The following is a 15,180-nucleotide window of genomic DNA, read 5'->3' as shown; positions in this document are numbered from 1 at the left end:
AAATTCCTCATATTCATATCAGAGATCCGCCATCAGACGTCAGACATTTCCTCAGTATTTTAAAATATCTCTCACAAAATTATGGTATTCCGGAAAGGAGGGTAGGTTATTATGACCACCGCCGTGGATCCGGATCAGGGTGATTTTATGAGGATTGAATTTTTGTAGTTTTTCGCTGTGTTGAATAGGTATCAGCCTGTCTTTTGTTCCATGAATAATATAGGTGTGGCAATTTACTTTTTGTATCCATTTGTCGGTTCTGAGGTGAAACCTGAGTACATATTTAACAGGTAGTATCGGTAGAAATCTTTCCACTACTTTTTTAAAACTATAGTAAGGTGCATCCAGAATCAGGTAACGGGGTTGGTTGTCGGCAGCCAGCTTGGCGGCAAAGCCACTGCCCATACTTCTGCCATATACAAGGATATGATGCTGCTGATATTTTTCACAAAGATTTTCATACACATGCTGCATATCATTCAACATGTCTTTTTCAGTTCGTTTTCCGGTACTCTTACCAAATCCTCTGTAGTCAACAAGTACCACATCATAATCATACCGGTAAAAATCTTTTGCGTATTTGGCCCATCCCTTGATACTCCGGGTATTACCATGCAGATAGAGAATGAGTCCTTTCGGCTGCTCGCGGTAAAAATGAAGGCCATTAATTCGAACACCTGCTGCCGGTTCAAAAAATAATTCTTCAAAGGGGATATCATATTCAAACCGAAAATCATGCCTGAGCTTTTCCGGCTTGAATATCAGCTTTTCCTGTACCAGGTAGGCAAGTACAGATAACAGCAGAATGGCTCCGATTGTATAAGCAATAATCAATCAGGGTGGTTTGCTGTAAGTTCCGAAAAAAAACAACACAAAGGGGGATTTCTTGATTTACGTAAATCAGAAAATCAAGAAATCAAAAAATCAAAGATGTTTTTTCCAGGCTTCCATACCACCACTAAGGTTTATCAGGTTGGTAAATCCGAATTTTTCTTCCAGTTTTTGAATGGCAATCTGACTACGGATACCTTTCCTGCAATACACAACAACCGGTTTATTAAAAGGGATCTTTTGATGGGAAAGTATTATATCACTCAATGGAATAAGCATACCACCGATATTGTATGCCTCATGTTCATCCGGCTCCCTTACATCCAGTAGGCAGACTTCTTCTTTTTCTAATAAAGATTTTAATTCCTGGGGTAATATATGCGTCATAAAATGAGTGACCCTGATATACAATAATACTGGTACCTCCCTTTCTTCCCTTCTTCCTGCAAAAAACCGGGTTGTGTAAATGCTCACTTGCGTGGGTTAGCAGATGCAATATAACCAGCTTAGGGGAGCATAAAAGTCAATTTTCTGCTTTATTCCAGTTCACTTCCTTCATAATAAACCCTCTTCAGGTTTAGTTTGGAAACAGGTGCAACAATCAATGGGAATTTCTCAATGGTTACATTACTGGGGTCAAGTCCAAAACCTCTTTCTTCACCCAGGCTGATTTCTTTCAGCCAGAAATAAAGCTTCATGATAATTCTTTCCAGGAAAGGCAGTTCATTATCCTGACTTAGGTATTTCTCCAGTACAATGAACTGAAAATCGCCTACAACATTATTTTTTTCCAGACTCTCATACCTGCTGGTAATATTTACTTCTTTGTTGTTTACCAGTTCTTCCACTACTTTTCTGAACATGAGGTTAATACGTTGTTCTACCCTGAAACCCAACCTGAATTCTACACGGATAATATCGTTTGGAATAATATGCTCTACCGAAAACTCACAGGTATAGGGATCGTCCAATACGTCAACATGTACAAACCAGTAGATATCGGCACGTTTGGGTTTTTTATTGAGGATAGAGTAAATGATTTTATGCTCAATCTCTTTCGGGTTATTGGCACTCGTCATATACACCAGATGGGTTGCATATTTGGGAATGGTTCTGTCATTACTCAATTCCTGAATCATGGGAATATAATGTTCCATCCTTACAAATTCAACATACCTGTTTTTAATTTTGCGGCTCCTGAACCATACATACATAACGGCAAACAGGCCGCCACCTACAATCAGGGTTACATAACCACCATGCATAAATTTCTCAAGGTTTGCAACGAGAAACGAAACCTCAATAGCCAGGTAAACAAGTAGGTATAGATAGATCCATGCAGGTAAAATTCTTCGGCTCACAAGGAAGTTGGCAAACAGAATGGAAGTGCTGATCATGCACATTGTAATGGCAAGTCCATAAGCCGCACCCATATTGGCAGATTTCTGGAAGTATAATACAATCGCAACACAACCCACAAACAATAAGAGACTGATGCCCGGAATATATAACTGCCCTTTTTCTTCAGTGGGGTAATGTATTTTCATTTTTGGCCAGAGGTTAAGGCGCATGGCTTCACTGATCAGTGTAAATGATCCTGAAATCAAAGCCTGGCTGGCAATAATAGCAGCAGTCGTAGCAATGATAATACCAGCCAGTCTGAACCAGTCGGGCATGATACCAATAAATGGATTAAAACCACCTGCAATGATACTTTCGGGAATGGCACCACCCCTGTAATTGGCCAATAACCAGGCGCCCTGACCCAGATAGTTCAGTATCAGACAAACTTTTACAAAAATCCAGGAGATGCGGATATTGCCTTTGCCGCAATGTCCAAGATCGCTGTACAGTGCCTCGGCCCCTGTGGTACATAAAAATACGGCACCCAATAACCAGAAACCTTTCGGATAATGCGTGAGCAAATCAACCGCATAGTAGGGATTGAATGCTTTGAAAATAGCAATATCGTCGAGTAAATGAATAGAACCTAAAACAGCCAGCATGGTAAACCATACCAACATAATGGGTCCGAAAAGTTTTCCAATCGAAGCAGTACCAAATTGCTGCATAAAAAATATCAGCGAAATAATGGCAATCACGATCCCTACAATGGTGCTGGTAGTAATATGACTCAATGAAGGCAACTGACGTAATCCTTCGATAGCTGAAGTAATGGAAATCGGCGGTGTAATAATACCATCAGCCAGCAGTGCAGCACCACCAATCATGGCAGGAATCACCAGCCATTTTTTTCGCCTGCGTACGAGCGCATACAAACTGAAAATACCACCTTCCCCCTTATTATCTGCCTTCAGGGTGAGGATCACGTATTTAAAGGTGGTTTGAAGGGTTAATGTCCATATAACGCAGGACAAAGAACCCAGTATCAGTTGCTCGCTGATAACTTTACCATGAATAATTTCATTGAGTACATAGAGAGGGGAAGTACCGATATCTCCGTAAATAATACCTAATGCAATGATGAGTCCTGCAGAAGTTACCTTGTTTAAATTCTTGCTCACGCCAGACAGACCCGGCCTTTGTGCCGTAATCTTTAACAAATGTATAGGAAAAAACAAGGAAGTATAAATACTAAATGGATATAGAAATTAAGATTTATTTCACGTAGCTGAGGGCAACAGTGGGTGGCTGTTCCCGGTTTTTAACTGGGATACTATGGTACCGCTTACACAAGGCCCGGCTTTATGGGCCTTTTCTTAAGGTTTAGCCTTATTTTTGATATAATTAATACGGTTGGGATGAAAAAGATAAGCTTACTACTGATCTGGATATTGACAAGTGCCTCCATACATGGCATTGGCCAGCAAATTACCTATTCAGAACCCGACAGGGAAGATGCCCGTTCGATGGGTTTCGAAGTAATTGGTAAAATCAGTGGTAAAGTGCTCGTTTACAAAAATTACCGGGACCTGAATTTCATATGTGTTTTCGACAACAACATGAAGATGGTACAGAAACAAAAGCTGAATTACCTACCCGAAAGAATGTTGAGCACTGATTTCCAGCTTTACCCGGATTTTGCCTACCTGTTCTACCAATACCAGCGTAGAAATGTTTTATATGCCATGGCGGTAAAACTGGATGCCGATGGTAATAAAATCGGTGATCCGATTCAACTGGATACCACCAATAATATCAGTTCTTCATCCAACAAGGTATATTCTGTTTTATTTAGTGATGATAAGCAGAAGATCATGTTATTCAAAATCAGCAGCCGCAATGAGCGGATGCATATCCTCACTACCCAATTATTCGATAAAGAGCTTAATCTTCTGAAAAGGAGTCGTGTGGGTATTGATATGCCACAGCGAAACGATTTTCTTTCTGAGTTTATTATAGACAATGATGGAGATATGGCCTGTATACGTGCCTCGGGTACTTCGCAGAATGATAATATCAATAAGGTAACCCTGGTTACCAAAAAAGCGAACGAAGACTATGTGCGTTTATCAGATCTTTCTATCAAAGGAATTTATCTGGATGATATTCGTATTAAAGCAGATAACCTTAACCGACATTATATTGTAACTTCTTATTTCAGTAAACTGCGGAGAGGTAATATAGATGGATTGTATTATTATTTGTGGGATAAGGATCTGCAAAAAGAAATGCTCAATACTACTACTGCTTTTAATGATGAATTCAGGGCCGATGCAAAAGGTGATGGCAATCCTAAAACTGCCTTCAATGATTTCTTTCTGAAAAATATCATCCTGCGTAAAGATGGCGGTTTTATTGTAATATCAGAATCTGCCTACAGCAGTACCCGCGGAAATACCCTGAGCAGGTGGGATTATTTATATGGTTCTCCTTACTGGTCGCAACTTGATTATTATTCATGGAATAGTCCTTTGGGTTATTACCCCTGGTGGCGCTCCTCGACTTTTAACACCAATCTTACACGCTATTATGCCGATAATGTAACAGTCATCTCTTTTGACCCTCAGGGAAAAATGGAATGGAGCAATGTGATCAGAAAATCGCAATACGATGATAATACAGATAATTTTATTGGATTTGGTATGCTTAATGCCGGTGACCGGTTACATTTCCTTTTTAATGTACAGGAGAAAAGGGACAATATTTTATCGGACCAGAGTATTGCGCCTAATGGACAAATTAACAGGAACCCTACTTTTAAAAATCTGGACAGAGGATATAGTTTTATGCCCCGTCATGCTAAACAGGTTGGGGCTAGGCAACTGATTATTCCCTGCCAATATCGTGGATATACCTGCTTTGCAAAAATTGATTATTAACCTCATTTACCCCTGAACGTGGTTTTTTTATTCCGAGATAAATCTTTTATCAATATTTTCTTTTTAACGGTACTAAGTATCGCTGTGCATTTCCATTTTCTGATGGAAGCTCCACTTATTGATACCAATAGCGGTAGTAATGATGGTTTGCTATCATTGATTTTGGACAGGTATATCCTTTCACTGCCCGGCAGTCTGCGATTTTTATTATACCATGCATTGATCCTGGTTCAGGCCATCAGGCTCAATATGGCGATGAATGAGTTAAGAATGTACACATCGAATAGTTTTGTTCCGGCCATGACTTATGTATTGCTTACAGCTATGGTACCACAGTGGTGTGCGATTTCGCCGGCATTGGTTACCAATTCCCTGGTCATCTGGATATTTATCAAGCTGAGCCGTTTGTATAACCACCCCAGTCCCAAAACCTTATTGTTTAATACCGGATTGATTGCAGGATTATCTGTTATCTGTTATCACCCAATGGCCATATTAATCGGGGTGGTATTATTTGCATTGGCAGTGGTTCGACCTTTCCGGCTGGCTGAATGGCTGGTACTATTAATTGGTATTGTGTTGCCCTATTATTTTGTTTTATCTGTCTTATACCTTACCGACCGCTTACCTGCGATCGGATCTATGTTGCCCGATTTTTACCTTGGGTTACCAGCCGGATCAACCGATAAAAACCTGTTATGGGGTTTAGGTTATCTGGCCATTGTTTTGTTGTTTGGACTTTTCTTCTGGCAGGTGAGTATCAGCCGGATGGTGATCCAGATCAGGAAAAACTGGGGGGTAATGATGGTGTTGTTATTAACACTGCTGCCAGTACCCTTTATTTTTCAATTGGGAGGTCTGGAGTCTGGTTTACTCGCATTAATCCCTGTGAGCGCCTTTGCTGCCAATGCTTTTGCCAATCCCAGAAACCTGGGACTACCCAATTTATTATTCATTCTCGCCATTGCAGTAATTGCCATCAATAACTGGCAACTGTTGAAAAATTAGGCCGGCATTAACGCACACGGGCTTACCTTTGAAGTTCTGGCAGGAATTTAAAAAAAATACTGTTTATTTGCTTAGTCATTACTAAGTGAATTGTCAATAATCATAAATCAAACTCCATGAAATTCGGCGTTGTTGTTTTCCCGGGATCTAATTGCGATAGGGATATGCAGGATTCATTGCAAAATGACCTGGGTAAAGAAGTTATTATGCTTTGGCACAAGGATAAGGACCTGAGCATGTTTACTACTGAGGATTGTATTATTCTCCCCGGAGGTTTCTCCTATGGCGATTATCTCCGTTGTGGTGCAATAGCCCGCTTCAGCCCAATGATGCAAAGTGTAATTGAGTTTGCAAATAAAGGAGGTAAAGTACTGGGTGTTTGTAACGGATTTCAGATTTTATGTGAAAGCGGACTTTTACCGGGCGTATTGCTGCAAAACGCCAATCAACAATTCATCTGTAAGAACGTTTTTATAAAGAATGGAGACGGATCGGCATTGAAAATACCGATTGCACATGGCGAAGGAAGGTTTCATGCTGATGAAGCAACTTTGGATGCACTGGAGGCCAATGGTCAGGTAATTTTCCGCTACTGTGATGAAAACGGAAAGATTGATGCAGCTTATAATCCCAATGGAGCTATCAGAAATATTGCAGGTATCCGTAATGCCGGTAATAATGTATTTGGCATGATGCCGCACCCGGAAAGAGCTACAACACCATCCCTGATGAATATGGATGGCAAAAAAGTATTTGAAATATTAGGCCTTAATTAATTGTAAGGCTTTTCAGCAATAACCGTCTTTATCTATTCAAGTATGAAAAAAATCATTTACACACTGCTGTTTACCATCATAGCAGGTATAGCAACAGCACAAATCAAAGATCCTGTTAGCTGGACTTTTGAGGCAAAGAAAAAATCTGCTGATACTTATGAAGTGGTGCTTTCGGCCACTATTCAAGGTAAGTGGCATATCTATTCACAAAAAACAGGAAAAGGTGGTCCCATACCTACCAAAGTGAGTTTCAAAGCCAATCCTCTATTAAGTATGAGCGGAGAAGTTAAAGAGATCGGTAAGATTGAGAAAGTATATGATGAAATATTTCAGACAGATGTATTGTATCTCTCCAATAAAGTACAATACGTACAAACTGTAAAACTAAAGGGTAAGGCTAAAACAAATATCACAGGCACGATTGATTACATGGTATGTGATGACTCACAATGTCTGCCACCATCTAAAAAAACATTTGATATTAAACTCTTATAATCACTTTTTTACGGATGAAAAAAATTGCACTCGTTTTATTACTGTTGTTTGTTAGCGCGCATACGGTTTTTTCGCAGGAAACAAACACATTACAATGGCAGGTTTCATCCAAAAAAATAAGTGAAGGTGTTTATGATATCATTGCAAAAACAAAATTGCCCTCCGGCTGGCTGCTGTATGGATTAAACCCTTCAGTGGAAGGACTGGAATCGCTCAAATTCAGTTCCAGCAATGAGAATATCAGGCTGAACGGCGAGCCGGTTACCGAACCGAAACCTCAGGCCGTTGCGGATCCGATTTTTGAAGGAAAATCACTGTTGGTTTTTTCTGGAGAGGTAGTGGTGCAGCAAAGAATTTCGATTGAAGGTTTTGTTCCGGAAAAGCTGCCAATTCTTATTGGGTCTAGTTTACGGAAAGCAGATGAGTTTAAAACCGAAGAAGCCAGCTTTGAAGTGATACTGGAAGGAGGCAAAGCCATTACGTCTGCAGCAGCCAGGATTAAAATTCCAACGATTGACCTCGCAAAGCCGGTAAATGATTGTGGTACTACCGGTGAGGCTATTGCAGATAGTGGTGTATGGACGGTTTTTTTACTGGGTTTTTTAGGTGGCTTGATTGCATTACTTACACCCTGTGTGTTTCCGATGATACCGGTAACTGTTTCATTCTTTACCAAAAAAGCTTCCAATAAGCAACAGGCCATCAAAAATGGATTGTTATATGGTTTTTTTATTTTCCTGATTTATGTGCTGGCAAGTGTACCTTTCCATTTACTGGGAAATGTGCAGCCGGAAATTTTCAATAGTATTTCTACCAATTCATGGCTGAATATTATTTTCTTTCTCATTTTTATTGTATTTGCCATTTCATTTTTTGGATTTTTCGAACTCACACTGCCTTCCAATATTGCAAGTAAAGCAGATGCTAAAAGTGGGCTTGGCAGTTTAGGTGGTATCTTTTTTATGGCAGTTACACTGGCCATAGTTTCTTTCTCCTGTACAGGACCCATTCTCGGCTCTTTATTGGTAGGCTCGCTGAGTGGCGGTGCATGGCAGCTTACTTCCGGTTTGGCAGGTTTCGGTCTGGCATTGGCATTGCCTTTTGCTTTATTTGCCATGTTTCCGAACTGGCTGGCATCCTTACCAAAATCAGGGGGCTGGCTCGACACTGTAAAAAAAGTATTGGCATTTGCAGAAGTGGCACTGGCCTTTAAATTTTTATCAAATGCCGATCTGGTCATGCACTGGGGTATCCTGAAAAGAGAGGTGTTTATTGGTATCTGGATACTCACTGGCCTAGGTTTAACGCTCTACCTGTTTGGTATACTTCGCTTGCCACATGATTACAAAGGGATGAAAATCGGCACGGGAAGAAAGATAGCCGGTGTGGTTGCTTTATTGTTCACTTTGTATTTAGTTCCGGGTGTAACCACTTCTAAATATGCCAACCTGAAATTATTAAGTGGTTTTCCGCCACCACTCAGCTACAGCATTTATGGAAAAACAAATGTGCATGGTAAGGGATTGGAACCCAATGTGATCAACGATTACGAGAAAGCACTGCAAATGGCCAAAGAACAGAACAAACCGCTGCTGATTGATTTTACCGGATGGGCCTGTGTGAATTGCAGAAAGATGGAAGAAAATGTATGGACACAGCCGGAAGTCTATAATTATATCAAAGACAATTTTATCCTCGTATCATTATATGTAGATGATCGTGAAAAACTGCCCCTAGATCAGAGATTCACCTATACATCTGCAGATGGTAAACAAAAGCAACTGATCACCGTAGGCGATAAATGGGCCACTTTTCAGTCAGAAAATTTTAACCAGGTAACACAACCATTATACGTGATTATGGATACGGCTGAGCGTTTACTAAACCATCCCGTGGGTTATACACCAGATGCCGGTAAATACCTTGCATGGCTGAAATGTGGTAAAGAAACTTTTCGTAAGTAAGACCAGACTCACAGAACTATTTGCTTTTCAGTCATCATTTTCCTGAGATTAATGAGACCATAGCGCATTCTTCCCAGCGCTGTATTGATACTGCAATTGGTAATCTGGGCTATTTCTTTAAAACTGAGGTTGGCGTAATGTCTGAGTACAATGATCTCCCTTTGCTCGTCAGGGAGCAGATCCAGCATTCTCCTTACGCGTTCATGGCTTTGGGCACGCATTAGTTTGGCTTCTGGTCCTTCATCTGCGATCTGAATCACTTCGAAAATATCCTGATTGTCGCTGGTTTTAATGGCGGGGGCCCTTTTTACCTTACGGAAATAATCAACACAAAGATTATGGGCAATACGCAGTGCCCAAGGGAGAAATTTGCCTTCTTCTGTATAGCGCTTATTCTTCAGGGTATCAATGATTTTGATGAATACATCCTGAAAAAGATCTTCGGCCAGGTAGCTGTCCTTAACAAAGAAAAGAATAGACGAAAATATCTTATCCTTATAACGGTTAACGAGTACCTCAAAGGAATCAGTATTTCCATCCTGGAAGGAACGAATCAAATCAATATCAGACGCGTGGTCCAATGTTTTCATGGTTAAGGCTTTTGTACGACTAAAACAGGATATTGGATATTAAAATATATTCCTTCACCCGGATATAACTATCCGGATGATAGAACAATTATGTTAAATTATACATCTTTCAAACCCGGTTTTCTTTTGTGGATACATTGTTTTTCAGGCAAATGGTTATTCACATTTTTTACATCTGTTTTTATAGCCGGGGGAGATTGAATTTGATCTCCTATGGTGCTTTGAGAATGTGCTAATTTGACAATTAAATATTAGCTACCGGTTAGTTGGTCCATGTACAGCGGCAACTTTGATCTAACTGAGACTATCCATGCTCCTTCATATATCCCTCATTTTCAAATTAGCACATTTTCAAATTTTCAAATTTTCAAACCAACCCTTAATTATTGTGTTTAAATTGCTACACTTATGGCAACAAAGACGAAAGCAGCAGCATTGAAGATCAGTGATCAGGAAGGATTGGATGATATCCTGGTAAAGGGTGCCCGGATGCACAACCTGAAGAATGTTACGGTTGCTTTTCCAAGAAATAAATTCATAGTTGTTACCGGCGTTTCAGGGAGTGGTAAATCATCGCTTACCATCGATACACTATTTGCAGAAGGGCAACGTCGTTATGCGGAAAGCCTGAGTGCTTATGCCAGACAATTCATGGCCCGCATGGTAAAACCCGATGTGGATTATATTAAAGGACTTTGTCCGGCCATTGCTATCGAGCAAAAAGTAATTACAAGAACCCCCAGAAGTACGGTGGGTAGTATGACCGAGATTTATGACTACCTGCGCTTGTTGTTTGCGAGAGCAGGTAAAACCATTTCACCGGTTAGCGGCAAAGAAGTAAAAAAGGATGATGTAACCGATGTGGTTGCTATGGTAAAAACAATGCCCACCGGAGCCAGGGTATTGATACTCGTTCCATTTAAACAACATGCCAACAGAGATACCAGAGAAGAATTGAATATTCTGATGCAGAAAGGTTTTTCCCGGATCTGGAGTAAAGTGAATGGGGAAGGTGAAATATTACGTATTGAGTCGCTCCTCGAATTGAACGACAAAGAGCTGCAGCAAACAATTGCACCAACCAAAAAAGGCAAGGGTAGCTTAGTGAACCCTGTTTATATATTGGTAGACCGTCTGGTAACAAAAGATTTTGAAGAAGAAGATTTACATCGTTTATCAGATTCAGTAAATACGGCTTTTTATGAAGGCGAGGGTGAAATGTACCTGGAAGTGAATGGCAAAGACCTCCATCATTTCAGTAATCGTTTTGAACTGGATGGCATCGTATTCGAAGAACCGGTACCCAATCTTTTTTCGTTTAATAACCCATATGGTGCTTGTCCGGTATGTGAAGGGTTTAGTCAGGTATTAGGTATCGATAATGATCTGGTGATTCCTGACCGCAGACTAAGCGTGTATGAAGGTGCTGTGGCTCCATGGAAAGGAGAAAAATTAGGTTGGTGGAAAGATCAGTTTGTAAAGAGTGCCGGAAAAGCAGGATTCCCGATTCATAAACCTGTGGCTGAATTAACAAAGGAACAATACCAGCAGTTATGGAAAGGTATGGGCGGGGCATATGGTATTGATGACTTTTTTAAAGAAGTGGAACAGAATCTCTACAAAGTTCAGTACAGGGTTTTACTGAGTCGTTATAGAGGCCGTACTACCTGTACCAGTTGTGAAGGTTATCGTCTTCGCAAGGAAGCCCTGTATGTAAAAGTCGGCGGAAAACATATTGGCGAACTCTGTGAATGGCAGGTGCGTGACTTGAAAAAATGGTTTGATGCATTACAATTATCAGAACATGATAAACAGATAGCCAAAAGAATTTTACTGGAGATACACCAGCGTTTACAAACCTTGTTGGATGTGGGTTTAGGCTACCTTACCCTCAATCGCCTGGCCAATTCACTGAGTGGTGGAGAAAGCCAGCGTATACAATTAACCCGCAGCCTGGGTAGTAACCTTACCAATTCTTTGTACATATTGGATGAGCCATCTATTGGTCTTCATTCCAGAGATACAGAGCGATTGATCAGCGTTTTAAAATCGCTTCGTGATCTGGGTAATACAGTGGTAGTGGTTGAACACGATGAAATGATGATGCGTGAAGCAGATCATATTATCGATATGGGGCCACTGGCATCACATTTAGGTGGGGAAGTGATAGTAGCGGGTAACTATGATGAAATCATCCATAACCCGAAAAGTCTGACCGGAAAATACCTTACAGGTGAACTGAAAATTGAAGTACCTTCTGTTACACGAAAATGGAACCGTTTTATTACGGTAGAAGGAGCAGCGCATAATAACCTGAAAAATATAACGGTTCAGTTCCCGCTGAATACGCTTTGTGTGGTGAGTGGTGTAAGCGGAAGCGGAAAAACAACATTGGTAAAACAGGTATTGTATCCCGCATTAAAAAAGATGAAGGGTGAACCTGCTGAGAAGGTAGGGTTACATAATAAAATCAGCGGTGATACGGATTATATTTCACAGATTGAACTGGTAGACCAGAACCCTATTGGTAAATCATCCAGAAGTAATCCTATCACTTATATTAAAGCCTATGATACCATCCGCGACCTGTATGCCAAACAGCCATTGGCAAAAATGCGCGGGTTTCAGGCAAAACATTTTTCTTTCAATGTAGATGGTGGTCGTTGTGATGGTTGTAAGGGTGAAGGTGAACAGGTTGTAGAAATGCAATTTCTGGCCGATGTACACCTTACCTGTGATGTGTGCGGTGGAAAAAGATTTAAGGAGGAAGTGCTGGAAGTACAATACAAAGGCAAGAGTATTTTTGATGTATTGGATATGAGCGTGGATGAAGCGATTGAATTTTTCGGCGACGAAAAAAATATACGGCAGGCTATTCAACCACTACATGATGTAGGACTTGGCTATATCAAACTCGGTCAAAGCAGTGATACGCTGAGTGGCGGTGAGGCACAACGTGTAAAGCTCGCCAGTTTTTTGGGTAAGGGAAAAGGGGCAGGGCATATGCTTTTTATCTTTGATGAACCTACAACGGGTCTACATTTTCATGATATCAAAAAATTACTGGCATCCTTTCAGGCGTTGATCGAACAGGGCCATTCACTGATTGTGATTGAACACAATACCGATGTCATCAAATCAGCAGACTGGTTAATTGATATGGGGCCGGAGGCTGGAGATGCTGGTGGACAGCTGGTATATGCAGGTGTGCCGTCTGGGATAAAAAAATCAAAAGAAAGCCATACCGCTAAATTTTTATAAAACCATAAGCCACAGTTTCACAGGTTATGATAGATTAATCTGTGAAACTGTGGCTTATTTTTCGAATATATTACCTTAATCTATCTACACTCTTCACCAGTTTTTCATCTTTTCTGATGCCTATAACAGCCATCAGAAAAAAAGCAGGTATGGCGAAGGTGAAAACAGCTGTAAGTGTAATGGCGCCTGTATCGTATTTCTTTGTGTAGATGAAATAGAGTATAATATTCAATATACTAATGGCCAGACCCGATAATCCGATTCTGAATTGTAAGGGTCTGTTATTGTAAAGAAAGATGTCTACCAATGCCACAATAGCTCCGGCCACGGTTAAAATCATCAAAAGCAGGTTGGTGGTAGCGGTAAATTCTTCAGCAGCAGTAGCACCCACACTACCTATATAAAATGGCATTTTCAAACTGGCAAAACCACAAATACTGGCAGCCAGTAACCACAATGTTTGTACACGCTGTATCATACTTTCTAAAATTTAACAATTACTTCCTCATTTCTTATTCCCATTCGCCTAAGCTCAGGGCAGGCCATATTCCTCTGTTCCTCTGTTCTCTACCCCATCTCAGGATATAAAACAAACTGACTCATAAACTCATTCACCTGCTTTTTAATTTCTTTCAGTTTGTTTTCATCGTCAGCACTCATAAGTGTGGTATCGATGGCATTCACTACAAATTCCATATGATCTTCCATCATGCCCCTGGTAGTAATGGCAGCCACACCAAAGCGGATACCTGAGGTTACAAATGCACTTTTATCATCGTAAGGTACCATATTTTTATTGGCAGTAATATCAGCATGACCCAAAACCTGTTCTGCTTTTTTACCACTGATATTTTTATTTCTCAGGTCAATCAGCATCAGGTGATTGTCTGTTCCACCACTAATGATTTGATAGCCCCTGTTGGTAAATGCCTGAGCCATCGCCTGTGCATTTTTCTGCACCTGTTGCTGATAGGTAAGGAATTCATCGGTTAATATTTCACCAAAAGCTATGGCTTTTGCTGCAATCACATGTTCCAGTGGTCCACCCTGTGTACCTGGGAACACCGCCATATCAATCAGGTTACTCATTAAACGGAGATTTCCTTTTACATCTTTCAGTCCAAATGGATTCTCCCAGTCTTTTTTCATCATGATGACACCACCTCTCGGACCACGTAATGTTTTATGGGTAGTTGAGGTAACAAAATGACAATGTTCAAACGGACTTGATAAGAGACCTTTGGCAATTAAGCCGGCAGGATGTGCAATATCTGCCATTACAAAAGCGCCCACTTCATCTGCTACCTTGCGAATGCGTGCATAATCCCAATCACGGCTATAGGCACTGGCGCCGCAGATGATGAGTTTGGGTTTTACGGTCCTGGCTTTTTCTTCCAACATTTCATAATCAACCAATCCGTCTTCTCTTTTTACACCATAAAAATGTGGCTGGTATAATTTACCGCTGAAGTTTACAGCAGAACCATGGGTAAGGTGACCGCCCATACTCAGGTCGAGACCCAATATAGCATCGCCTGGTTGGAGTATCGCAAGCATTAAAGCCGCATTGGCCTGTGCACCACTATGTGGTTGTACATTGGCATATTCAATATTGAAAATTTCTTTGAGACGATCAATCGCTAATTGTTCGGTCTGGTCCACAATTTCACATCCGCCATAATAACGACGACCCGGATACCCTTCTGCATATTTATTTGTCATTACATTACCCATGGCCTGCATTACCTGCAGACTGGTAAAATTTTCAGATGCAATCAATTCAATGCCACGGCGTTGACGTTCCAGTTCCTGTTTAATTAAATCAAATACGAGGGTATCTCTTTGCATTTTTGGGAATTTACTGCAAATATAAGAAGCCGCAGGCTATAAGCTACAAGCTGCAAGCTACAAGCATTTTTTATTACAAACGTTCTTATAATTCACCATCTGCTTGTAGCTTGTGGCTTACGGC

The 15,180-nt window shown here is 40.7% G+C and carries 12 protein-coding genes; 6 read left to right on the top strand and 6 right to left on the bottom strand.

What is annotated here, in order from left to right:
- Positions 1-51: 51 nt before the first annotated feature.
- The 3 genes from BC659_RS03470 to BC659_RS03460 all read right to left on the bottom strand — a co-directional run bounded on the left by BC659_RS03470 (position 52) and on the right by BC659_RS03460 (position 3,356).
- Entirely contained in the window at positions 52-834 is a 783-nt protein-coding gene (locus BC659_RS03470; protein ID WP_133473280.1) for an alpha/beta hydrolase, read from the bottom strand.
- A gap of 90 nt (positions 835-924) precedes the next feature.
- Positions 925-1,305 (bottom strand): rhodanese-like domain-containing protein, encoded by a 381-nt coding sequence (locus tag BC659_RS03465; protein ID WP_211340691.1) that lies wholly within the window; start codon positions 1,303-1,305, stop codon positions 925-927.
- A gap of 62 nt (positions 1,306-1,367) precedes the next feature.
- The gene (locus tag BC659_RS03460; RefSeq protein ID WP_133474076.1) at positions 1,368-3,356 is read right to left on the bottom strand and encodes a KUP/HAK/KT family potassium transporter; all 1,989 of its coding nucleotides are present in this window, start codon (positions 3,354-3,356) and stop codon (positions 1,368-1,370) included.
- Positions 3,357-3,593: 237 nt separating this feature from the next.
- On the opposite strand from BC659_RS03460, the gene BC659_RS03455 reads away from it, so the two are divergent.
- The 5 genes from BC659_RS03455 to BC659_RS03435 all read left to right on the top strand — a co-directional run bounded on the left by BC659_RS03455 (position 3,594) and on the right by BC659_RS03435 (position 9,357).
- Positions 3,594-5,114, top strand: coding sequence for a hypothetical protein (locus tag BC659_RS03455; protein WP_133473279.1), 1,521 nt, complete (start codon positions 3,594-3,596; stop codon positions 5,112-5,114).
- Positions 5,115-5,132: 18 nt separating this feature from the next.
- A complete protein-coding gene (locus tag BC659_RS03450; RefSeq protein ID WP_133473278.1) occupies positions 5,133-6,122 on the top strand; it encodes a hypothetical protein in 990 nt (329 codons plus the stop codon).
- A gap of 116 nt (positions 6,123-6,238) precedes the next feature.
- The gene (purQ, locus tag BC659_RS03445) at positions 6,239-6,898 is read left to right on the top strand and encodes a phosphoribosylformylglycinamidine synthase subunit PurQ (protein ID WP_133473277.1); all 660 of its coding nucleotides are present in this window, start codon (positions 6,239-6,241) and stop codon (positions 6,896-6,898) included.
- A gap of 42 nt (positions 6,899-6,940) precedes the next feature.
- Positions 6,941-7,393, top strand: a complete 453-nt coding sequence (locus tag BC659_RS03440) for a protein-disulfide reductase DsbD domain-containing protein (RefSeq protein ID WP_133473276.1) — start codon at positions 6,941-6,943, stop codon at positions 7,391-7,393.
- A gap of 14 nt (positions 7,394-7,407) precedes the next feature.
- Entirely contained in the window at positions 7,408-9,357 is a 1,950-nt protein-coding gene (locus tag BC659_RS03435) for a protein-disulfide reductase DsbD family protein (protein ID WP_133473275.1), read from the top strand.
- A gap of 8 nt (positions 9,358-9,365) precedes the next feature.
- Here the strand turns inward: BC659_RS03435 and BC659_RS03430 are convergent, their stop codons facing one another.
- On the bottom strand, positions 9,366-9,947 hold the full coding sequence (locus BC659_RS03430; protein WP_133473274.1) for a sigma-70 family RNA polymerase sigma factor: 582 nt from the start codon (positions 9,945-9,947) through the stop codon (positions 9,366-9,368).
- Positions 9,948-10,355: 408 nt separating this feature from the next.
- Between BC659_RS03430 and uvrA the strand changes: the two genes are divergently transcribed.
- Positions 10,356-13,208, top strand: a complete 2,853-nt coding sequence (uvrA, locus tag BC659_RS03425; protein ID WP_133473273.1) for an excinuclease ABC subunit UvrA — start codon at positions 10,356-10,358, stop codon at positions 13,206-13,208.
- A gap of 70 nt (positions 13,209-13,278) precedes the next feature.
- Here the strand turns inward: uvrA and BC659_RS03420 are convergent, their stop codons facing one another.
- Positions 13,279-13,686 carry a DUF4293 domain-containing protein gene (locus tag BC659_RS03420; RefSeq protein ID WP_133473272.1) on the bottom strand — a complete coding sequence of 136 codons (408 nt, stop codon included), beginning with the start codon at positions 13,684-13,686 and terminating at the stop codon, positions 13,279-13,281.
- Positions 13,687-13,775: 89 nt separating this feature from the next.
- Positions 13,776-15,056, bottom strand: a complete 1,281-nt coding sequence (locus BC659_RS03415; protein WP_133473271.1) for a serine hydroxymethyltransferase — start codon at positions 15,054-15,056, stop codon at positions 13,776-13,778.
- Between the last annotated feature and the right edge of the window lie 124 nt (positions 15,057-15,180).

The organism is Sediminibacterium goheungense, assembly GCF_004361915.1.
Lineage (GTDB): Bacteria > Bacteroidota > Bacteroidia > Chitinophagales > Chitinophagaceae > Sediminibacterium > Sediminibacterium goheungense.
The sequence above is the reverse complement of the archived record's forward strand: the minus strand, read 5'-3'. Positions and strand labels throughout refer to the sequence as shown.